This is a genomic window from Streptomyces sp. RKAG293, assembly GCF_023701745.1.
In the GTDB taxonomy this organism is placed as follows: domain Bacteria; phylum Actinomycetota; class Actinomycetes; order Streptomycetales; family Streptomycetaceae; genus Actinacidiphila.
Map to the genome: position 1 here is coordinate 7,280,757 of NZ_JAJOZB010000001.1, position 21,899 is coordinate 7,302,655.

The 21,899-nt window shown below is 68.1% G+C and carries 11 protein-coding genes and 2 pseudogenes; 6 read left to right on the plus strand and 7 right to left on the minus strand.

Features of this window, described 5'->3' with window-relative positions:
- Nucleotides 1-35 precede the first annotated feature (35 nt).
- Entirely contained in the window at nt 36-1,325 is a 1,290-nt protein-coding gene (locus LNW72_RS32275) for an ammonium transporter (RefSeq protein ID WP_250978597.1), read from the plus strand.
- A gap of 319 nt (nt 1,326-1,644) precedes the next feature.
- Here LNW72_RS32275 and LNW72_RS32280 read toward each other — a convergent pair whose 3' ends face one another.
- Entirely contained in the window at nt 1,645-4,533 is a 2,889-nt protein-coding gene (locus LNW72_RS32280) for a BTAD domain-containing putative transcriptional regulator (RefSeq protein WP_250978598.1), read from the minus strand.
- A 314-nt stretch (nt 4,534-4,847) separates the two neighbouring features.
- Here LNW72_RS32280 and LNW72_RS32285 point away from each other — a divergent pair, with 314 nt between their 5' ends.
- From LNW72_RS32285 to glnII, 3 genes and pseudogenes are all read left to right on the plus strand, one after another.
- Nucleotides 4,848-7,859: a LuxR family transcriptional regulator gene (locus LNW72_RS32285; RefSeq protein WP_250978599.1), complete on the plus strand. Its 3,012-nt coding sequence runs from the start codon at nt 4,848-4,850 to the stop codon at nt 7,857-7,859.
- Nucleotides 7,860-9,001: 1,142 nt separating this feature from the next.
- Nucleotides 9,002-10,564 (plus strand): glutaminase A, encoded by a 1,563-nt coding sequence (gene glsA, locus LNW72_RS32290; protein ID WP_250978600.1) that lies wholly within the window; start codon nt 9,002-9,004, stop codon nt 10,562-10,564.
- 192 nt (nt 10,565-10,756) lie between these two features.
- A pseudogene (gene glnII / locus LNW72_RS32295) lies at nt 10,757-11,775 on the plus strand (glutamine synthetase).
- 234 nt (nt 11,776-12,009) lie between these two features.
- On the opposite strand, the gene LNW72_RS32300 reads toward glnII, so the two are convergent.
- The 4 genes from LNW72_RS32300 to LNW72_RS32315 all read right to left on the minus strand — a co-directional run bounded on the left by LNW72_RS32300 (nt 12,010) and on the right by LNW72_RS32315 (nt 18,267).
- Entirely contained in the window at nt 12,010-14,829 is a 2,820-nt protein-coding gene (locus LNW72_RS32300; RefSeq protein WP_250978601.1) for a LuxR family transcriptional regulator, read from the minus strand.
- A 262-nt stretch (nt 14,830-15,091) separates the two neighbouring features.
- Nucleotides 15,092-16,537 carry an MFS transporter gene (locus LNW72_RS32305; RefSeq protein ID WP_250978602.1) on the minus strand — a complete coding sequence of 482 codons (1,446 nt, stop codon included), beginning with the start codon at nt 16,535-16,537 and terminating at the stop codon, nt 15,092-15,094.
- 93 nt (nt 16,538-16,630) lie between these two features.
- Nucleotides 16,631-17,176 (minus strand): TetR/AcrR family transcriptional regulator, encoded by a 546-nt coding sequence (locus LNW72_RS32310; protein WP_250978603.1) that lies wholly within the window; start codon nt 17,174-17,176, stop codon nt 16,631-16,633.
- 659 nt (nt 17,177-17,835) lie between these two features.
- A complete protein-coding gene (locus LNW72_RS32315; RefSeq protein ID WP_250978604.1) occupies nt 17,836-18,267 on the minus strand; it encodes a helix-turn-helix domain-containing protein in 432 nt (143 codons plus the stop codon).
- Between the two features lie 95 nt (nt 18,268-18,362).
- Here LNW72_RS32315 and LNW72_RS32320 point away from each other — a divergent pair, with 95 nt between their 5' ends.
- Both LNW72_RS32320 and LNW72_RS32325 read left to right on the plus strand, forming a co-directional pair.
- Nucleotides 18,363-18,713: a DoxX family protein gene (locus LNW72_RS32320; RefSeq protein WP_250978605.1), complete on the plus strand. Its 351-nt coding sequence runs from the start codon at nt 18,363-18,365 to the stop codon at nt 18,711-18,713.
- Between the two features lie 168 nt (nt 18,714-18,881).
- Nucleotides 18,882-19,071 (plus strand): annotated as a pseudogene (locus tag LNW72_RS32325) (transposase); the annotation flags it as partial.
- 832 nt (nt 19,072-19,903) lie between these two features.
- Here LNW72_RS32325 and LNW72_RS32330 read toward each other — a convergent pair.
- Both LNW72_RS32330 and LNW72_RS32335 read right to left on the minus strand, forming a co-directional pair.
- A complete protein-coding gene (locus tag LNW72_RS32330; protein WP_250978606.1) occupies nt 19,904-21,109 on the minus strand; it encodes an ATP-binding protein in 1,206 nt (401 codons plus the stop codon).
- Nucleotides 21,106-21,759 carry a response regulator transcription factor gene (locus LNW72_RS32335; RefSeq protein ID WP_250978607.1) on the minus strand — a complete coding sequence of 218 codons (654 nt, stop codon included), beginning with the start codon at nt 21,757-21,759 and terminating at the stop codon, nt 21,106-21,108. The genes LNW72_RS32330 and LNW72_RS32335 overlap by 4 nt, the downstream gene beginning before the upstream one ends.
- Between the last annotated feature and the right edge of the window lie 140 nt (nt 21,760-21,899).

Here is a 21,899-nt window from a genome sequence, read left to right on the forward strand (position 1 = left end):
TCCGGGGCGGTCGGATCCACTAGGAGAAACCCGCTGTGAACGGCGCAGATACCGCGTTCGTCTTGATCAGTGCCGCGCTCGTCATGCTGATGACGCCCGGCCTGGCATTGTTCTACGGCGGCATGGTGCGGGTGAAGAGCGCCCTCAACATGCTCATGATGTCTTTCGTCTCGCTCGGCATCGTCAGCGTGCTGTGGGTGCTCTACGGGTACTCGCTCACCTTCGGTGACGATCTCGGAGGCGGACTGCTGGGCAACTTCGACCACATCGGCCTCAAGGACATCACCCCGGAGACGCTGGGGGGCAATGGGACCATTCCGGTCTTCGCCTTCGCCCTGTTCCAGCTGGCGTTCGCCATCATCACGCCTGCGTTGATGAGCGGCGCCCTCGCCGACCGCGTCAAGTTCAGTGCCTGGGCGCTCTTCATCACCTTGTGGGTCTCGCTGGTCTACTTCCCCGTCGCGCACTGGGTGTGGCAGTCCGACGGCTGGCTGTTCAAGCTCGGGGTCATCGACTTCGCCGGCGGCACGGCGGTCCACATCAACGCCGGGGTCGGTGCCCTGGCCGCGGTCTTGGTAGTCGGCAAGCGCATCGGCTTCCGCCAGGAGACCATGCGCCCGCACAGTGTGCCGCTGGTGATGCTGGGTGCCGGCCTGCTGTGGTTCGGCTGGTTCGGGTTCAACGCCGGTTCGGCTCTCGCAGCCAACGGCACGGCCGCAAGCATGGCGCTGAACACCCAGGTCGCCGCAGGCGCGGCCATGCTCGGCTGGCTGGCCTTCGAGCGGATCCGGCGCGGGACGTTCACTGCGATGGGCGCCGCCTCTGGAGCGGTGGCGGGTCTCGTGGCCATCACGCCCTCCGGGGCGAACGTGAACGCTCTCGGCGCGATCCTCATCGGCGTCGTCGCGGGTGTGCTCTGCTCCTGGGCCGTCGACCTGAAGTACAAGCTGGGATTCGACGACTCGCTGGATGTTGTCGGCGTCCACCTCGTGGGCGGTGTCGTCGGCACGCTGCTGGTCGGAGTGCTGGCCGTGAACGGCGTCGGCGGGATGGAACAGCTCGGCAAGCAGGCCATCGGTGCGTTCTCGGTGATGGTGTTCTCGTTCGTCGTGTCCTGGATCCTCGCGAAGTTCGTCGATGTGACGGTTGGGTTCCGTGCGGTTGCGCGCGACGAGACCTCTGGAGTCGACCAGGCCTTCCACGCCGAGACCGCTTACGACTTCAGCGTCCTGGACGGCTCGGCGGCCGGACTCGGCGCGGCTCTCGCTTCGGGCACGGACGGCAACGCGGATGGCTCGTCGCACGACCGTAAGGTCCCCGTGTGAGGCGCTGGCGCGCCTGACCCTGGGGTCGTCCTCGACTGTGCAATGACCTGGAGGGATGCCCGGTGCGGAGTGTTTGCACCGGGCATCGGCGTCTCAGGGTGAGGTGCTCACACGGCAGACCTCAGGCTCATCGTGCTGCCGCCCCCGTTGGGCAGTTGAAGGTGCGACGGCCCCGATGGTACTCAGCCGCCGGTAGCTGCGGTCCCGTCGGCTTCCAGACGAGGGCCACGGCTTACCACGGCACGACGAAAGCACCGGACTCGGTCAGGGGCGGTGGCGCCGGCCGCCTGGGCCCGCCGCCGTGCTGATGGTTCCCGGTTCAATGCGCTCCCTGCACGAGGCCTTCGCGGGCCTCGATGCTCTGGAGGAGTTCCGTGGCCAGCCGCTGGCCCGCGGCGTCGCCGAGCAGGGCAAGCATGGGGAGCGCCTCGTTGGACGAGGTACGGGCCTCGGCGAAATGGCCCTGCGCGAAGTGAGTCCGAGCAAGGCCCAGCATCGTATGGGCCCGCTGGTTCGGCAGGTCATGGGCGTCACAGACCACCAAGGCCTCGGTGTAGTGCTCCACGGCGTCGGCGTGGCGGCCGAGGTCATGGAGGGCCTGGCCGAGCCGGCGCAATGCGAGGACCCTGTCCAGGGCGCCCCCGGCCGCCTGACTGAGGGTGAACGCTTCGCGGGAGTAGCGCAGCGCCAGTCCGGGTTCCTTGCGGGCCAGGTGGGTCGTGGCCAGCCCCAAAAAGCACTGCGCCTCGAAGCGGGCTTCCCCCAACACCTGGCAGAGCGCCGCGGCGTCGGTGAAGTGGGTGACCGCCTCGTCGAGGGAATCGGGGTCCAGGGCGGCGACCGTCCCCCTGACGTAGGCGAGGCGGTGCCGGAAGACCCGGTCGTCGGGCTCGGTGGTCAGGTACCCACGCCGGGCGAAACCCCGTGCCTGTTCGTGCTGTCCGATGCAGGCGTGGGCGATCGCGAGCACCGCACACGCGTTGACGATGGCGGGGGCGTCATCGTCCTCCTCTGCCTCGTCGAGCAGCACTTGTCCGAGTGACACCATGGAACCCCAGGCCACGTAGAGGTCGGAGAAGGGCATGGTGAAGGGCATGAGGAGCACCAGCATGCGCCCGAGGTCCCTTGCGTCGTCGGCGGAGATCGCACGCGTCGGGTGGTGTGCGATCTGCACGGCGACGCCCAGGATGGCAGGAAGTTCGCTGATCACCCACTCCTGGGCCTTGGCGCGGTCCGCGAAGCGCGGGGCGCCCGGGAAGTCCGGGTCCAGTGCCGCGGCCAGGAGGCTGTCCGGCCGGATGGTACGCAGCGCGGCGCTCATGCCGGCGAGATAGAAGCGCGCCAGGCGGCTGAGGGCGGCCTTGCGGGCGGGTGCCGGGTCGCTCTTCACCGTCCGGTGGCGGGCGAACAACCTCAGCAGGTCGTGGTACCGATAGCGCCCCGGGTCGAACGATTCCAAAAGGCCTGCGGTGGCCAGGGACTCCAAGACGGTCTCAGCAGCGTCCTCGCTGGTGTCCAGGAGGGCCGCTGCGGAGCCCGGCGAGAGCTCCGCAATCTCCGGTATGGCCAGCAACCGGAAGGCCCGGGCCTCGGCGCTGCTCAGGGAGTCGTAGCCGAGTTCGAAGGCGGCTTCCACGGCCAGCCCGCCTGCCTGGAGCTCGTCGAGCGTGCGCGAGCTGTCGCTCAGCCGGGTCACCAGTGAGGAAATCGTCCAACGGGGCCGAGCAGCCAATCGTGACGCGGCGATACGGACGGCGAGTGGGAGGAGACCGCAGGCGCGTACCAGGAGGCGTGCCGCCTCGGGCTCCTTCGGCAGCCGTTCTGGACCTGCGATCCGCTCGAGCAGGGCGAGCGCTTCGTCCTCGCGGAAGGGCTCCAGCCCGGTGCGGCTGGTGACCGGCAGGCAGGCCATCGGGGTGCGGCTGGTGACCAGGGCGGCACAACCGGCCGTCCCCGGCAGAAGGGACAGCACCTGCTTGCCGTTGACAGCGTTGTCTAGGAGAAGTAGGAGACGTCGGCCCGCCAGCCGGGACCGATACAGCGCCGTGCGCTCGACGGAATCGGCTGGGATGTTCCTGGGGGAGACGCCAAGAGCCAGCAGGAACGACTGCTGGACGGCGTCCGGATTCGCCGGATCCCGGCTGGCTCCGCGGAGGTCGACGTACAACTGGCCGTCGGGGAAGTGCTCACGCGCCGCGTGCGCGGCGTGGACGGCGACGGTGGTCTTGCCGACGCCGCCCATGCCGTGGACGACGCACACGGTCGCGGCCATCTCAGGCTGGCTCGAGGCTCCGGCGAGGATGCGGCGCAGGTGGGCGACAGTCTCGTGGCGGCCGGTGAAGTCGGGTGCGTCCGGGGGGAGCTGGGCCGGGGATATCCAGATCGGTGCAGGAGTGCCCTCCTCGTGGGGTACGCCTTGCGCGGTCGTAGGTGCGGCCTCGAAGGGCTGCGCCAGCTCCGGGTCGGACTGCAGGATGCGCTGGTGCAGGCGGGCCAGGTCGGGGCCCGGCTCAATTCCGAGCTCCTCGGACAGGAAGCGGCGTGTCTTGCTGTATCCGGCGAGCGCGTCGCCCTGTCGTCCGCAGCGGTACAGGGCGAGCATCTGCAGTGCGCGGAGTCCCTCGCGCACGGGGTGCTCATCCGCCAGGGCGGAGAGTTCCGCCGCTATATCGGCGTGCCGTCCCAGCTGCAGCTCCAGGCCCAGCCGCTTCTCGAGCAGAATCAGCTTGACCTCTGTGATCCTGCTTCGCTCCCGCTCGGCGTACTTTCCGGGCACACCTGCGAGCGGTGTGCCGTTTCGCAAGGCCAAAGCCTCGTTCAGAAGCCGGACGGCTCGCTCCGGGTCCCCCGCCTCCGCGGCACGTACTGCGTCGGTGGAGAACCGTCCGCAACGGCTGAGGTCCAGGGCCGCTTCGTCCAGGCGTAGTGCGTAGCCGCCGGCGACCGAGACCAGGACTGTCGGCGCACGCGGATCGAGCTCCAGCACGGTCCGCAGTCGGGAGACGTGGTTACGCAGTGCCACCGCGGCGCTGGCGGGCGGGTCCCATCCCCAGATGTCGTCGAGGAGTTCCTGGACCAGCGCCACCCGGCCTCCGCGCAACGCCAGGGCAGCCAGTACCGCTCGTTGCTGCGCGGGACCGATATCCAACTCGCGATCGGCTCGCCATGCCCGCAGCGGACCCAGCACCGAGATCCTCAGTCCATCCACGTTCCTGCTACTCCTGTCCCTGACACTGCGACCTCGGGCCCCACAGCGTGACGTAATTTGTACAGAACGTGACTTACGGCGAAGTTACGGGCGTTTTGCGGCCGACGTGGGAGATTCAATCTACGCGAGTAACGATCCCGGCCGGACACTCGAACCAAGTCGGCGTCGCACCGCGTGCAGTGTCCTGACGCCTGCAGTGCGCCGTGGCGGGGTCATGGTCTCTCCATGACGCCGTTCCGCTCGGATGAATGTCGAGTGCGGTGGATCGCAGTCGGAGGTGCGCCGAAGCCAACCGTCCGCTCTCACATCTCTGAGTGACCTTGTCGCATATAGCCCCGAAATTCGTTCCCTCGCTCGCGCCGGCGCCGCGCCGCCCCGGCGGTCACCGCTCCACTGGGCGCGATGTCGAGCACGCTACCCCAAGACGTGCACCCCTCCGGCAAAATGTTCGAAATGCGGACACTCTGCCCGCTGGGCAGCCGAAAAGCCGGATTGTTCCTCGGCTGATCGGCAGGGAGCGCGAACTCGACGCCATCAAGGATCTGTTCTCTGCACGCCCCGCGATCAGCACTTCCGTCCTCGTCCAGGGAGATGCAGGCAGCGGGAAGAGCGCCCTGCTGCGGGCAGCCGTTGAGGAGATCCGCGGGGAGGCCGACATCGTCGTGTCGGCCTCAGGGGACGCGATGGAGAGCGGCTTCGCCTTCGGCGTGGTCCGCCAGCTGTTCGAGCACCTCGCCCGAGCCGCGGGAGAAGGGCCGGACTCGCCGCTTTCCGGGCACGCGGCCGGGGTCGTGCCACTGCTCCTCGGCCCCCCCGGGCACCAGCACTGCGGTGGTCCGCTGCTCCAAGGGCAGGAAGAGGAACTCCTCCGCAGCCTGTACTGGCTGGCGTCGAACCTCACCACAAACGGCAGGCTGATCGTGGTCATCGACGATCTGCAGTGGGCCGACAGTCACTCTCTGCGCTGGCTGCACTTCATGCTGCGACGCGCGAGCAACCTCCCCCTGGTCGTCCTCGCCTCACTCGGAATGGAACCGATCCCCGACGGCACGGAGACGACGGGCGCCGAGCTGCAGCTGTTCCGCCATGAACTCGTCCTGCGCCCGCTCGAGTGCGACACCGTTGCCGACGTCGTCGAGCACACCCTGGGCCCCACCGCAGACGCCGCATTCTCCGCCGCCTGCCGCTCTGCGACAGGCGGCAATCTGTTCCTGCTGCAGGCCCTGCTGCGGACGCTCCGCAGGTCGGGGGCGACTCCCGATGCCCGTACCGCGAGCGAACTCACCCGTTACGCGCCCGCGGGAGTGGGACGGGCCGCGCACGGTCTGATCAAGAACTCGGGTCCTCATGCCCTCGCCGTGGCCCAGGCCTTGACCGTGCTCGATGGGTCGGCTGACGTCGTCCTGCTCGCCGGGGTGGCCGGACTCGCCGAAGGCGCCCTGCAGGACGCCGTGCACGGGCTCGTACGGATCGGGCTGATGACTCGTACCGATGACATCGTGGCGTTCGCGAGCCCGCTCGTATCCGCTTCCTTCGCCGAGGAAGTCGTCCCCAGCCGGCGCCAGGAACTGCACGCACGGGCGGCGCGTTTGCTGCTCGCTCAGGATGCCCCTCTGGAGAATGTCGCCGCACACTTCCAGCAGGCGCCGCTGGGAGTGCCCGGTGCCGCCGAGACCTTGCGCGCCGCCGCGGCACAGGCCGCGCAGAAGTCCCGTCCCGAGGACGCCATCGTCCTGATCCGGCGCGCCTTGCGCGAGATGGTGAGCGATGAGTGCCGGGCGACGCTGCTGATCAGCCTCGGCAGGGTGGAACTCGCCACCCACATCCCGGACGCCATTCGTCACCTACAGCGGGGGCTGGAGCTGTCCCAGGACACGACCGAGCGGACCGCCACCGCACGCGCCCTGTCGCGAGCGCTCTTCACCCTCGACCGTTACCCCGAGGGGCTGGCGGTGCTCCGGAGCACCAGTGCCGCTCTCCGGCCCACGGACAGCGCGAACGCTCTCCGTCTGGAAGTGGATTTCCTGTACGGCAGCGTGTGCCATCCCGGCTCGGCCTCGGCCGTGATGCCCCGCCTAAGGGAGCTCCAGCTCTCCGACGCCCAAGGCACCAGCGCGGAGCGACCGCTGGCCGCGCTGCTCAGCCTGCGAGCCCTGATGGACAACAGGGATCCCCAGGAGGTCGTCTGCATGGCCCAGCGGGCACTCAGCAACGGCTTGCACCCCGGCGACGACGAATCCCTGGTGTACCTGGGCGCCGTCATCGCCCTCGGAGCTGCCGGGCAGTCCGAGCTGGCCTTCACCTACGTCGACGCCGCTGTGGACGAGGCCCGCACGCAGGGATCGGCGCTCGCCTACGCCTACGCCCTCAGCGCCCGCGCAGCAATGCGGACCCGACTGGGCCAGGTGTTGGAGAGTCAGGCCGACGCACAGCTCACGCTGGAGGTGCTCGGAGAGATCGGCGTCGAGCGGAACTGCACCCGCAGCCTCGCCGCCACGGCCGCCCTCATGGACGCGCTGACGAAACAAGGGGAGCTCGACGAGGCAGCCGTGCTGCTGGAGAAGGGCTGGCTCGACGGCGACCTGAACGGCCACTGGATCAACGACTACGTCCTTCTGTCACGCGGACGGCTACGGATGGCCCAAGGGCGGACGCGAGAGGCCCTGGCCGACTTCCTCATGAGCGGCCACCGGACCTGCGCCCGCAAACTGCCCGGGGCCGGCGTACTGCCCTGGCGCTCGGAAGCGGCCCTGGCGCACGCGGCACTCGGCGAGCGGGACGCAGCTCTGGCACTGGCCCAGGACGAGCTGGCGCACGCCCGCCGCTGGGGCGTCCCGGAGATCGAGGGCGGCGCCCTGCGCGCCCTGGGGCTGGTCACCGGTGGGACAGAAGGACTTGCTCTGCTGCGCGAAGCCGTGGAGATCCTGAAGGGCACGGCGGCGAAGTACCAACTGGCTCAGGCGACAGGTGACTTCGGCGCCCGAGCCCGAGAGGCCGGAGATCTGCCGGAGGCGCGGATCCACCTCCAGCACGCCGTCAGTATCGCGCACCAGATCGGCGCGACGGCGGTGGCCGAAGCGGCACTGGCCGAACTCCGGGCTCTGGGGGACCGCCCCCGCACGCGAGCCTTCTGCGGCGTGGACTCCCTCACGCCCACCGAACGGCGTGTGGCAGACCTCGCTGCCCAAGGCCTGACCAACAAGGCCATCGCCCAGCACCTGTTCGTCGGTCTGCGCACGGTGGAAGTGCACCTCACCAACGCCTACCGCAAACTCGACATCGATGGCCGTCCGGCCCTGGCGGAAGCACTGTCCCGGACGGACTGACCCCAGGAGGGTGGGCCCGACGTCCAGCCGGCCACTCCTGGAGACCGTCACTCGCCTTCCCAGTACTGCCTGTTCCGTTCGGCAGGCCTGATCCGCCATTGAGACGGACAGGTCGCCCTGTCCGCCGCCTTTGACAAGCCATCGATCGCGTGGTGAACAGCGCCGGGGAGAAGCCGGTGGTGGGGGATGGGACCCGAGTGGCATCTGGGCGCGGTCGGCAACCCCGCGCCGTTCCTACTGCCTTCCACCCTGAAGGTCGCACAGCGTGCAGGATCGCGCGTCTGACCTCGGGCGCAGTCGGGCTCGCCGATGGGGTGACCGATGCCGGCGAGCCGCCTCGCGGCCGCTGAGGCTTCCACAGGTACGGCCATGCCCAGCCGACACGTCCCGCTTGCAGGGTCTTCTCCACAGCCCGTCGCTACCGCAGCCGGTAACAGCGCTCCAGGTAGGGGCCGTGGGTGAACGGGCAGCGGAAAAGCTGCACCGGGTCCGCACCGTCAGGTCCGGACGACGGGCCCGCGATGTCCCGGTGGAAGAAGCTGGGCGAGTGCCGGGAGGGGCACCGGTCCGTCCTCCCCAGGCGCTCTGTCGTCGGGCCGCGGCCGGCTCCGCGCCATACGCCCACTGCCCCGGCACGGAAGAGCAGCTGACACGGGCGACGATGTGCCCCGGAGACTGTTCAGCGATGTGGCCAAGCGGCGGTCCCGAAGGGTCCGGCAGGCGCTGTGGGGCCGTTCGCCGTAAGGAGTGCCCGTAGCACCGAAGTGCCCACCGGGGGGCAGCCGTCGGGGTACCCAAGGGTTTGGTGAGATCAGACCTCCCAGCTTGAAACGACCTGGCGGAATTGATGGAGTTGGACCCAAGGCAGCGTCCCCCCTGGGGGCTTGCCGGGACCTCAGCCGGGCTCCACCGCCCGCGTTTCGACGGAGGCCCGCCAACCGGGGGACTGCGAGCGATCTGCCTGGTCCTTCTGCTGCCACCGGGTTCGACCATCCGTCGCTGCCTTTCCGGGGAGCAACCACCGAATGCACACGAAAGCAGGTACCGCCATGGCCAAAACGGGGAGCGGAGGGGCGGAGCGAAACGTGACCCGCACCGCTACTGGAACCGTGCGGAGCAGCGTGGCTGGGCCGGTCGGCGGTATGAGTGGGGTCCGGGACCTGTTCGACTCGTTCAAGAAGGACGCCGAAGGGTGCATCTCGCGAGTGGAGATCGCGGCGCGGCTCCAGCAGGCCGGCATCACTCCCGACGACCCGCGCATCAGGGACGCCTGGGCGTCGATCGAGGGCCCCGAGGTTGACAGCGGACGAGTGAGCCTCACCCAGTTCGCGAGCCTATGCGAGCGGAACGGGCGGCTGATGGCCCGCGCGATCACCGGTGAGCTCATCATCCCGGACTTTCCTTCCCTGATCGCTGACATCACCGAGATCTACGAGCGGCTGCTGCCCGAGAGGGGCGGTGCGGTCGCCGACTACATACCGCAGTTGAAGCGGGTACCGCCGGACCAGTTGGCCATCTCGGTATGCACGGTGGACGGCCAGCGCTTCTCCATCGGTGACACCGGAGTGGGCTTCTGCGTGCAGTCGGTCTGCAAGCCGATCAACTACTGCCTCACGCTGGAGGAGCATGGTGCCGATGTCGTCCACCGTCATGTAGGCCGGGAACCGAGCGGACTCGGATTCAACGAACTGACGGTCAATGGCAAGGGCCTTCCGCACAACCCGATGATCAACTCTGGTGCCATCATGAGTTGTGCGCTCATCCAGCCGTCCCTCGACGTGGCCGACCGATTCGACTACGTCGCGGAGACGTGGCGACGGCTGGCGGCCGGCAGTCCCGTGGGGTTCAACAATTCCGTCTACCTCTCGGAGCGGCACACGGCCGACCGCAATTTCGCGCTCGGATACTTCATGCGCGAACATGGGGCCTTCCCGAAGGACACCGAACTGATCGAGACGGTGGAGTTCTACTTCCAGTGCTGCTCGGTCGAACTGGACGCCTCAGGCCTGGCATCGGTCGCCTCCACACTGGCCAACGGCGGAACGGTGCCGCTCTCGGGCGAACGTGTCTTCTCCACGGATTCTGTGCAGAAATGCCTTTCGCTCATGTCCTCGTGCGGGATGTACGACTACTCGGGCGAGTTCGCCTTCAGCATCGGCCTGCCGGCGAAGAGCGGGGTCTCGGGCGCTCTGATGCTGGTCATTCCGCAGGTCATGGGAATCTCCATCTGGTCGCCCCGCCTGGATGCGCTGGGCAACTCCGTTCGCGGCATCGAGTTCTGCAAGGAACTGGTCAAGAAGTACAACTTCCACGTGTACGACTCGCTCGTGGCCAGTGAGCAGGAGGGTAAGCGCGACCCGAGGTTGAAGAGGAACCAGACGGCGATCGAGGGAACGATGCGGCTCCTGTGGTCGGCGAGCAAGGGCGACGTCGACGGCGTACGCACCGTCTTGGCGTCCGGAGTCGCCGCTTCGTCCGCTGACTACGACGGGCGCACCGCGCTCCACCTGGCGGCGTCCGAGGGACATCTCGCGGTCGTCTCCCACTTGTTGGAACACGGCGTCGACGTCCGTGCCACCGACCGCTGGGGCGGGACTCCCCTCTCCGATGCGGAGCATGCGGGCCACACCGCCGTCGTCGAAGCCCTGAAGCCGCTGACCGGAGGCCTCGTATCGGTGCCTGACGCAGGGAAGAAGGGGGCCTGACGTCAGGCCCGGCCGGCCATCCCCTGCCGCACGCCGTCCGACCACGGGCAGCCGCACGCCCCATCCACATCACCGACCCACCGCGCCCCGGACGATGCGCCGCACCAACGGTGCCGGCGACCCGGGCCGGTCATCGACCCACCATCACCGGAACGGGTTCTCCCCGTCCGGTCACGAATAGAAGGACACGCAATGAGTTTCCGCGCTGAGTACATCTGGATCGACGGTACGTCTCCGACCGCGAAGCTGCGTTCGAAGACGAAGGTCGTGGAGGTGGGTGCTACTCCGCCGACCTGGGGCTTTGATGGTTCCAGTACCAATCAGGCGGAGGGTTTTGCATCGGACCGGGTGCTGGAGCCGGTGTTCATGTGCCCGGATCCGATCCGCGGCGGTGACAACGTGCTGGTGCTCTGCGAGGTGCTCAACACCGATGGCACCGCCCACGATTCCAACACCCGGGCTGCGCTGCGTCCGGTCGCCGAGGAGTTCGCGCAGCATTATTCGCTCTTCGGTATCGAGCAGGAGTACACCTTCTTCGATGGTGCCCGGCCGCTCGGTTTCCCCGAGAGCGGGTTCCCGGCGCCGCAGGGCGGTTACTACTGCGGTGTCGGTGCGGATGAGATCTTCGGGCGTGAGATCGTCGAGAAGCACCTGGACCGTTGTATGGCGGCTGGTCTGGACATCTGCGGGATCAATGCCGAGGTGATGCCGGGGCAGTGGGAGTTCCAGATCGGGCCGGTCAGTCCGCTGGAGGTCTCCGACCAGTTGTGGATCGCGCGTTGGCTGCTGTATCGCACGGCGGAGGAGTTCGGTGTGTCGGTCACTCTGGACCCGAAGCCGGTCAAGGGTGACTGGAACGGTGCGGGCGCGCACACCAATTTCTCGACGAAGGCGATGCGTGAGAACTACGGCGCGATCGTCGCGGCGTGCGAGTCGCTGGGGAGGGCTCCAAGCCGCTCGACCACGTGAAGAACTACGGTGCGGGCATCGATGGCCGTCTGACAGGTTCCCATGAGACCGCGCGGTGGGACGCGTACAGCTACGGGGTCTCCGACCGCGGGGCCTCGGTCCGCATTCCGTGGCAGGTGTACAGGGACGGCAAGGGCTACATCGAGGACCGTCGCCCCAACGCGAACGTCGACCCCTACATCGTCACCCGCCTCATCGTCGACACCTGCTGCACCGCGCTGGACAGGGAAGGCCTGGTCTAACTCCCACAACACGGAATGCTGGCCCCAGAACCACCGCTGGGGGCAGCATTCCGTGTTCCGTGAGGACGTTCCCGAAATCCAGGCGTGGCACGCCACCTCGCATCGGCCCCAGTTTCCGGCCGGCGGAGTGGAATACCGCGGCCGGGTGGAAGGCGGGTTGGGCCCGGGACCGGCACTCCTCGACAGGCGGCGGGCCGACGCCGGGCCTCCACCGGAAGTACCGGACCCACAGAGTCAGACCGGCCGGGCCAGCGCCTCTGCGAGCTCCGGTCGGCCGTCGATGTCGAGCTTTCGGTAAGCGTTGGTGAGGTGCTCCTCCACCGTGCGCAGACCGACGAACAAGTGACCGGCGATGGCCCGGTTGGTCATGCCTTGGGCGGCCAGATCCGTCACACGCCGTTCGGTGGGTGTCAATGCATCCACGCCTCGGAAGGAATGGGTGCGCGGACGGTCGCCCATGGCCCGGAGCTCGGCCAGTGCTGCTTCGGCCACCACGGTCGCGCCGATCTGGTGCGCGACGCTGACGGCCAGCTGGAGGTGGGGACGTGCCTGCGCGAGGTCCCCGGTCGCGCGGGCCTGGGCGCCGTAATCGGCTGTCGCCTGAGCGTAGTTGTACCGCGCGGTCGTGCCCTCGAGGATCTCCACGGCGGAGTGCAGCATGGCGAGTCCTTCGGCGCCGCCGGTGACCAGGCCCAGCGCCCGCAGTGCGATGCCCTCGAATTCGGGAACACCCCAGTGGCGGGCGAGCGAGAGTTCCTCTTGGGCCAAGGCCAGGGCTGGCTCCGGCTCGTCGAGTTCCGCGTGCGCCAGGGCCGCCTCCGAGCGCCAGGCCAGAACACCCGCACCCGTTAGCCCGCGAGCACCGGCCCGGTGGCCGCAGAGCAGGAAGTCGGCCAGAGCCTCGCGTGTGCGGCCCTGGGCCATCCGTAGCCGTCCACGCGACAGCAGGACATGGTCGTTGATCCAGTGACCGTCGAGGTCGCCGGCGAGCCGGCCTTGTGCCAGCACTGAGGCCTCGTCGAGTTCCCCTTGTTTCGTCAAGGAGTCCAGGAGAGCACCGGCGGCGGCGACACTGCGGGCGCTATCGCGGCCTACGCCTATCTCCCCGAGCGCTTCCAGCGCGGCCTGCGCGTCGGCCCGGCACTCCTGCACTTGGCCCAGCCGGATCCGCATGGCTGCTCGGGCGCTGACGGCGTAAGCGTAGGCGAGCGCAGACCCCCGCCTACGGGCCTCGTGCACGGCGGTGTTCGCGTAGGAGAGGCCCAACTCCGCCTGCCCGGTGGCCCCGAGGGCGATGATCGCGCCCAGGTACACGGTGGACTCCTCGTCGGGGCACAGACCCTGATCCCATGCCGATCGGGCCAGGGAGACGACGTCCTGAGGGTCCTCACCGATCATCACGGCCCGCAGACTCAGCAATGCGGCCAGCGGTCGCTTCGCGCTGCTGTCGTGGGCGTCAGAGAGCCGGAGTTCGTGGAGACGGGGCATCACGGACGCGGCTGAACCGGGCAGGCAGACGCCGCCGTACAGGAAGTCGACTTCCAGGCGGAGTGCGTCCACGGGGTTCACTGTGCACAAGGCGGCGCTGGTGTCGCGGAGTACGGCCAGCGCCTCCGCATAACGGTCGAGTGTGCACAGCGCCCGCGACAGAGCGCGCGCGGCGGCGGTCTGCTCCGTCGTGTCGCGGGACAGCTTCAGTCCCCGCTGGAGGTGGCGCACTGCGTCAGGCAGGCTGGTGGTGAGCTCTGCTCTGCCGAGGCCGATCAGCGAGGTGGCCCGGTGGTCGTCGTCGGGCCCTTCGCGCACAGCGCGCTGGAAGAGGGCGATGGCGTCCTCGGGACGGGATTTCTGCCTGGCCTGCGACGCGGCGGCGTAAAGGACCTCGGCCGCGCCGGGCACTCCGAGAGGCGCCTGGCGGAAGTGTGCGGCCGTGACCTCGAGCGGGGCGTCCTGTGCGAGCTGCAGAAGCGCCGCGCGAGCGTGCAACTGCTGGCGCCGACTGGGGACGATCTCCTTGGCGAAGGCTGCGGCCGCGAGCGGACTCGCGAAGACCACGGTCTCGTCGGTACGGGTCATCAGGCCAGCTCGTACGAGTCCGTGTACGGCGTCCAGGGCCCTGCCCTCGACGAGTTCGGCGACACCAGCGAGGAGGGCGACGTCCGCCGATCCGTCGAGCACCACCAGTGCGTGGGCCACGGCGAGGGAGTCGGGCCCGCAGTTCTTGATCAGACCGTGTACGGCCCGCCTCACTCCCGGGGGCATGAGGTGGGTGAGTTCGGCCGCGGCACGGTCCTCGAAGGGCGGTCCTGACGCGTGCAGCGTACGCAGCAAGGCATTCAGTAGGAACAGGTTCCCGCCTGTCGCGGCCCGGCAGGCGGTCAGGAAGGACGTGTTCATCCCCGCGCCCAACGCGTGCTCGACGGCGGAGGCGACGGCGTCTTCGTCGAGGGGTTGCAGGGCGAGCCGGCGCCGGAACAACCGGGCCACGGCGCCGGTCGTGTCCGCGTCGTCGGAAACGGGTTCCGGTGTGAGCGAGGCGAGGAGGACCAGGGGAAGGTTGTCCGCGCGCCGCAGCAGAAAGTGCAACCAGCGCAGTGAGTGGGTGTCGGCCCACTGCAGGTCGTCGATGACCAGTAGCAGTCTCCCGTTCGCGGTGAGATTGACTGCCAGCCAGTACAGGCCGTGCAAGAGTTCCTCGTCGTGCCCGGAGACGGGCGGGGCACCGATGTATTGTCCCGGCGCGGGGCCGACCAGCAGTGTTGCTGCTACTGAGGCGTGCCCGGAGAGCGGCGAGTCCGGCCCGTCTCCCGCGGCCCGGACGATGCGTCCGAACAACTGACGGACCACGCCGAAGGCGAAGCGGCTCTCCATCGCATCCCCCGAGGCAGGCAGGATGGTGTCGCCCTCTTCGCGGATCTCCTCCACGGCTGCCCGCAACAGGGCGCTCTTGCCGCTGCCCGCGTCCCCGTGGACGAGGACGGACTTGCCGGACGAGGCCTGTGCGCCGAGCAGGGCCTTGACGGCGTCGAGTTCGCGCTCTCTGCCGATCGGCACGGGTACGGGTCGACGTATCGGCTGTGCAGATGGCATGCGGTCGCGACCTTGTTCCGTTCGGGGACCCGGAGGGCTTGAAGGAGGAGTGGGTGCCATGACTCCATCTCACCTCCGACCAGGCCTGCGTGGGTGGCGGTGAAACCTTACGGAGTGCGGACGGCTATGTGTCGGCCCCGTGTGAAGCCGCCTCGACGTGGGGTGCCCACGACGGAGATCGCCGCTCGCCCGGGCGAGGTGCGCGGGCGATCGGCGATGTCGTGGCTCAGGCCGCGATGTTGGATTCCGTCCGTTGCTTCGCGTTGCCCGCGACAGGCGCCGACTGGGTGGCAGCGGGGCGGCGCAGGGTGAGGGCTATGCCGACGCCGAGCAGGGTGAGGGCAGCGGCAGTGAGGCCCGCGGTGCGCAGACCGGGGATGAGGTCGGGCCCGGTGGAGGTCCGAAGGCCGGAGTTGGCGATGGCCACCAGGATCGCCAGGCCGACGGCGGAGCCGATCTGCTGGGTGGTGGAGGCCATGGCCGAGGCGATGCCCTGGTGGTGGGGGTCTACTCCCGTTCCGGCGGCGACGAACATGGCGGTCCAGGCGAGGCCCTGGCCGAGGCTGAGCAGGACGATTCCGGGAAGCAGGGCCGGGTAACTGCCGCCCGGGGACATCGCCAGGGCCAGGACCGCCATGCCGGCGGCGCCCAGAATGAGGCCGGCGATGATGGTGGTACGGGTGCCGACCCTGCCGAGCAGCTTCTCGCTGAGCTGGGTTCCGACCATGCCCACCAGGGCCGAGGGCAGGAACGCCAGGCCGGTGGCCAGGGCGCCGTAGCCGCGGACGTTCTGCAGGTAGACGGTGAAGAAGTAGTACTGGGCGCCGAAGGTGCCCATGAAGACGAAGGTGATGCCCATCGCGGCAACCAGACTGCGGTTGCGGAACAGGCGGAGCGGCATCAGCGGGTGCGCGGTTCGAGCCTCGATGAGGAGGAACAGCCCGATGAACAGGGCTCCGCCCAGCAGCGCGCAGAGAGTCTCAGCGGAGGTCCAGCCGGCATCAGGGCCCTGTACGACGCCGAAGACGAGAGCGGTGAGGCCGACCGTTGCGGTCAGGGAACCGGCCAGGTCGAAGCTGCGGCCCCGCTCGCGCGGTGCGTCCTTGGCGATGACGGCGAAGGAAACGGCGGCGGCGCCCAAGGCGAGGGGGACGTTGACGTAGAAGACGGCTTCCCAGCCGAAGTAGCTGGTCAGGACGCCACCCAGCAGGGAGCCGAGCGCCAGGCCGACGGCGCCCGCACCGCCCCAGACCGCGAGGGCCCGGTTACGTGCGGCACCTTCGGTGAAGGTGGTGGCGATGAGGGAGAGCGTGGCAGGGAGCAGAAGCGCGCCGCCGAGGCCCTGGACGGCGCGGGCGGCCACGAGCAGTCCAGGGTCGGTGGCGAGTCCGCCAGCCAGCGAGGACAGGCCGTAGAGGGTCAGGGCAGTGGCAAAAATGCGGCGCTGCCCGAGGATGTCGGCGGCACGGCCGCCCAGCAGCAGGAAGCCGCCGAAGGCCACGGCATAGCCGCTGACGACCCACTGCAGACTGTGCGCGTCGAAGCCGACCTCGCGGCCGATCTCCGGCAGTGCGACGTAGACGATGTTGTAGTCGATGGCGCTGATGAACTGGGCAAAGGCCAGCAGGGCAAGCAGCAGCCCGGTCCCGCGGCGCGTGGTGGGGGATGACATGAAGCGTTAGCCTCTCAGAAGTAAGCGGTTGACCGCTTACAAGTTGGGTCAAAGAAAAGGGCCGTACAAGGCGGCCCGGTTCGGCACTTTCGCTTAGGCGCGCAGCGCGCGGACCCAGGGAGCATCAGCCGAGGCGGCGTCGATCGCCACCATGACCTGGCCGAGCAGGCCTTCCGCGAAGTAGCGCCGGATCTGCTCGTCGGAAGCGCCGGAGACGGCGCGGATATACTCGACCTGCTTGGCGTAGCAGGTGCGCACCGCCTCGCCGATGACCGGCTCGCTCGCGCTGCATTGGGCATGCATGAGGATCATGAGGACGTCCCTGTCCGCGATGACGTCGCCGTAGGAGGTCGTCATCGCGTCCAGGACTGCTTGCGGATCGGTGCTGCGCACCGACGCCGCCGCCGAGGCGGCCGCCTCCCTCAGGAGATCCGAGCAGTGGTCGACCAGGGCCGCGAACAGGTTCTGCTTGTCTTTGAACAACCGGTACAAATACCCCTGCGAGATGCCGGCGGCCTTGGCCACGTCCATCGTCGAGGTCCCGTAGTACCCACGCTCAGCGAACGCCTTGATCGCCGTGCGCATCACCGTCGCCCGGCGCTCCTCGGCCGTAGAACGCTGCCGTGCCCTCATTTCCATGGAAGTAATTAACCACTCACATGTGGATGGCGTCAAATCCACACAGGGCCCGGAGGGTGCTGGCGCTGGACGGCCCGCAACCGCCGTGGCGCCGCGGTCAGGGAGCTACTGGCAGTGAACGGACCAGTCGACGCCAGCAGATCAGCCAACAGCTCAGACTGAGGAGAGCTTCGTGGATGTCGTCGCGTATCTCTCAGCGGATCCCTAGGCGGCGGAACCAGCGAAAGTGGGCGAAGGCGCGCTCCACGACCCAACGTTGGGTGCCGAGGCAGGAGCTCGTTTGCGGTGCCCTGGGGGACGATCAACGTCTTCACGCCGAGCCCCCGGACTAGTACTCCAGCTGTCGTTCTTGATCACTGTTGCGGAGCGACCTGTCGTTGCCGCCGCCCGTCGTCGATCGTGGGTGGCCTCAGCTGTTCCGCTGCGCCAGGCGGACTGGAAGGCTGAGCTCATGGCTTCGAGCATCGTCGTCCAGTACACCGAGTATCTGCGGACTGGTACGAGCGCCCTCTGGGTTCGGTTGCGGGAGCTCCTTCAGGACCAGGGGCTTGACCCTGAGGTGACGGTCGTCGTTGGCCTCTTGCAGGAGGGCCCCGATCACGAGGATGGCCAGGTCTCTGGCGACGGCAGGGTCTTACAGGTTCAGCCTCTTCCATTGATCAGAAACGGCTCGGGTTCTCATCAACCGGTGGGGTCTTCACCGGGGTCGCCTGATCCGCCTCGATGGTCCTGGCCGCCTCGGCTGCTTCCCGGAAGGTGACGACCGCCTCGCCGTTCTCCCGCGCCCATGTGGTGAGCATCCTGATGGGCTCCTCCAGGGTTCGCCCGAGATCGGTCAGGCCGTACTCCACGCGCGGCGGCGCCTCGGCGTAAGCGTGCCGCTCGACGAGCCCGTTGGCTTGGAGCCGGCGCAACGTCTGGGTCAGTACCTTGCGCGAAATGCCACCGCTCAGCTCGACCAGCTCGCCGTGGCGCACCGGGCCGTCGGTCAGCGCGAAGAGCGTAACCATGGACCACTTGCTGGCGATGATCTCCATGGCCAGGAGAGCGGGACAGTCGGCGAGGAAGGCAATTCCGGGTCGCAGGCTCATGCCCCGAAGGTTACCTGGAGGTACCTGGTGGCCGCCTATCGTCGTCGAGGTGCGCACCCCCCTTACTCGCATCTCGCATGATTGAGGTTTCAGCCATGTTCGTCTCCCTTGTCGTCGTCACCGTGTTCATGTCGGCGCTTCTCCTGGTATCGGCTGGGGCAAAGTCTCTGCGGACGCGGCACATCACCGAGCAGATGTCCACACTCGGAGTGCCGCAGAGCATGATGGCTTTCCTGATCGGCGCTCAGATCGCGGGCGCGGCCGGTGCGATCACCGGACTCTGGTGGGGACCCATCGGAATCGCCGCCGCGATCGGCCTGACGCTCTATTTCGCCGGGGCGGTCGCCTTCCACCTGCGCGTCGGCGACCGCAAGGGCGCGTCTCCGGCGGTGGTCCTCACCATGGCCTCCGTCGCCCTGATCGTGCTGCGTGCTGCCACCCTGTGACAGCGGACAGCCGGTCCGACGCTGGCGTTGATCGTGCTGAGTGAGGTCGGTCTCCTCTGAGGCAGCCACCGTTGATCATCTTGAGTTGTGCCGACAAACGAAGATCAGCCGGTGGCCGTGGGCCACAGCGTAAACCTTGCCCGGTGACAATCTGTATTCGATGGCCTGATGGGCAAGGTGGCGGGCCGGTTCGCCCGGGTGGAACCGCGCCGCCGGGCGAGGGCGTTCGTGCTGGGGCTGCTCGCGGACCTGCCGAGGAAGAACTGCTGGGCGATCGCCGAGCACGCCGGTGACGCCAGTCCGGCCGGCATGCAGCACTTTCTCAGCCGGGCCCGCTGGGATGCCGACGAAGTCCGGAACGACATACGGGACTTCGTAGTCGGAGCGGGACACGTCGTCATGGTGATGGCCGTAGAACGGGGACCCGACCTGGGCTCTCGGGACTGCAGCGGACCAGTAATGACGGGCCGTCAAGCCTGTTCGACCGCTGGGGGTCAAGGGCTCGCAGGTTCAAATCCTGTCGTCCCGACGGTGTTTACGCAGTTCAGAGGCCGTCTCCGCATTGCGAGGGCGGCCTCTGGTGTCTGTATTGTCCGATTGCAAATGTGAGAGCTTGTGAGAGGCGCGCCGCACCGCCGTCTTTCCGCAGGTCATGGCCTCCTTCGGGAAGGTTGTATTTGACCCGCTGCATGTAGCGAGTGCTTCGAAGCGCCGGCGCTACTTGGTCGACGTCGCGAGCGGGTGCTGGGCGGGCGGGCCTGTGGCGTGCGCCCGGCCCGGGGAAGCCCTGATCGGCGCGCGTGTGTGTAGGCGTTTGCGCAGTTGGGGTGACCGCAGGGGATTGACGGCCAGGTCTTCGAACCGGTCGACGGGTTGGCATGCCGTTAGCCTCTCGTCGCAGGCCCGGGTACTCCTCTGCGCTGGGCAGGGTCCGCTTGCGACCGTGGCTGATCTGGGTGAGGAAGGCGTCGCGGTGGCGGTGGATGCGAGCCAGGATGCGCCGGCGCCACTCGCCGGCGCCATCGTGCCGGACACCCCTTCCGCAGTGCGGAGCCACAGGTCGGCGAGCGCGGTGACCGCCGGCGGCGCGGGAGGAAGGGCGGTCTGGTTCTCGATGAGGCCGGAAGTCGCGGGGTGCGTGGCCTGCACGGTCTCAGGCGAAGGCCCCATAGGGCCTTCGCCTTGAGCTGCTAATTCGGAGTTTCTTGAGATGGCGTGTCGGGCGCCGGCAGATGCTGGGGTGGCAATTTCACTCGGATGCGAAGCCCGCCAGTTGGGTTGGCTCGGGCCTCCAGCGTTCCACGGTGCGCGGCGGTGACTGCGCGGATTACCGACAAGCCGAGGCCTGCACCCTTGCGGCGCCCGCTGCCCCGCTGGAAGGGCTCGAAGAGCATGGGCAGGTCGGACTCCTGGATGACAGGACCGCTGTTGACCACGTCGACGAAACCTCCTCCCTCATCGGTCGGCCCGGTCTCGATGCGGACCGATCCATGCCGTCTGTTGTGCCGCACGGCATTCGTCACCAGGTTCCCCACAAGTTGACTGAGGAGAGACGAGTCTCCCCATACGCGAGCGGTCTGCAGTTGGGCGTCCACGGACACTTCTGCTTCTCGTGCCTCGACCAGCGCATTGGTGATCGCCCTTCGTGCCTCATCGGCCAGATCGGTCGCAACAGGCAGGAGCACGCCGCTCTCGCCCTTGGCCAACGCCAGCAGAGCGGCTATCAAACGCTCGCTCCGCTCAGTGGCCGCCAAGGCGCGACTGATGTCGGGCAGCAGATCCGACGGTATCCGTCCCTGCGACAGCGGGATCTCCAGGGCGGTCCGCTGGAGCGTCAGGGGGGTACGCAGCTCGTGGGAGGCGTGAGCAGTGAAACGCCTCTGGTCGGCGAAACTGCGCTCAAGGCGGTCGAGCATGGCGTCGAACGTGTCTGCCAGCTCCTTGACCTCGTCGTTCGGCCCGATCAAAGCAAGCCGTGCATCCAGGTTGCGGTCACCGATGTCCCGGGCCGCTGCAGTTACCCGGCTGATCCGGGACAGTCCACCTCGGGCCATCCACCAGCTCGCGAGAAGGGAAGAAAGGCAGACAAGGGCGAAGAGGATGAGGCACCGTTTCATGAGCTCATCCATGACCTCCTGTTCGAAAGCCGCGAAACGCTGGGCGTGAGTCAGGCCTGCGTCGCTGTCGATTCCGTAGTGATAGACCGTCCCGTCCGATGCGGCGTCAACTGACGGCACCGTGTTCGACGGCGCCACTGTTGGGCCATTGTGTTCGATGATGTCCCTGACACTCGCCCAGACGTAGGCGAGGAGAACCGACCCCCCGACGGCCAGCACAGCCGCATTCAGCAGGGCCAGCTGCGTCCGGATCGTCAGCCGTCCGAGGAGTCCTGTCACAACCTGTATCCAAACCCGGGCACCGTCGTGATCAGGGGCGGCGGGCCGAGCTTGCGGCGCAGTTGGTGAACGGTGACCTTGACGGTGGTGCTCTCGGGGGGCGTGTGGCAGTCCCAAACCATCTCCAGTAGGTCTGCCGGCTGTAGCGGGGCCCCATCAGCGGTCATCAGTGCCTCCAGGACGCCGAACTCCTTCGGAGTGAGCCGTAGCAGGCTCCCATCGCGCTCGGCCATACGACGGAGGGTGTCCAGCCGTAGCCCTTGATGCTCCAACACGGTCGGGGTGCCACTCGGCCCACGCCGAGCCAGGGCCTGCAGACGGGCCACCAGTTCGACGTACGAGAAGGGCTTGGCGAGGTAGTCATCGGCGCCCTTGCCGAGGCCGTCGACGAGGTCGCGCAGTGATCCGGCCGCGGTCAACATCAGGATGCGCGCCGGGTATCCGGCTCCGGTGAGCATGCGGCACACCGCGTCACCGTGGATGCCGGGCAGGTCACGGTCGAGGACCAGGACGTCGTAGTCGGCTGCCGCGGTCATCTCCATGGCCTGGCCGCCGTCCAGGGCCACGTCGGCGACGATGCCCGACGAACGCAATCCCGCGGCGATCATACCCGCCAGTTCCTCCTCGTCCTCGACAACCAGCACACGCATGTCTGTTCCCTTTCCACCGCTCGCTCGTCTTTCGGCATTTTGACGGACTGATGGTTAAGCGGCGGTTAGCCAAACCTGACCGGCGGCTAACCAGCAACCCCGTACACCTGTTTCGGCGGCGCCGGACAGCGTCGTAGGAC

Bases quoted from the DNA above. Each gene is read 5' to 3' on its own strand.
- glsA (WP_250978600.1), top strand. From the start codon at position 9,002: ATGAGTGGGGTCCGGGACCTGTTCGACTCGTTCAAGAAGGACGCCGAA.
- LNW72_RS32305 (WP_250978602.1), bottom strand. From the start codon at position 16,537: ATGTCATCCCCCACCACGCGCCGCGGGACCGGGCTGCTGCTTGCCCTG.
- LNW72_RS32310 (WP_250978603.1), bottom strand. From the start codon at position 17,176: ATGGAAATGAGGGCACGGCAGCGTTCTACGGCCGAGGAGCGCCGGGCG.
- LNW72_RS32315 (WP_250978604.1), bottom strand. From the start codon at position 18,267: ATGAGCCTGCGACCCGGAATTGCCTTCCTCGCCGACTGTCCCGCTCTC.
- LNW72_RS32320 (WP_250978605.1), top strand. From the start codon at position 18,363: ATGTTCGTCTCCCTTGTCGTCGTCACCGTGTTCATGTCGGCGCTTCTC.
- LNW72_RS32335 (WP_250978607.1), bottom strand. From the start codon at position 21,759: ATGCGTGTGCTGGTTGTCGAGGACGAGGAGGAACTGGCGGGTATGATC.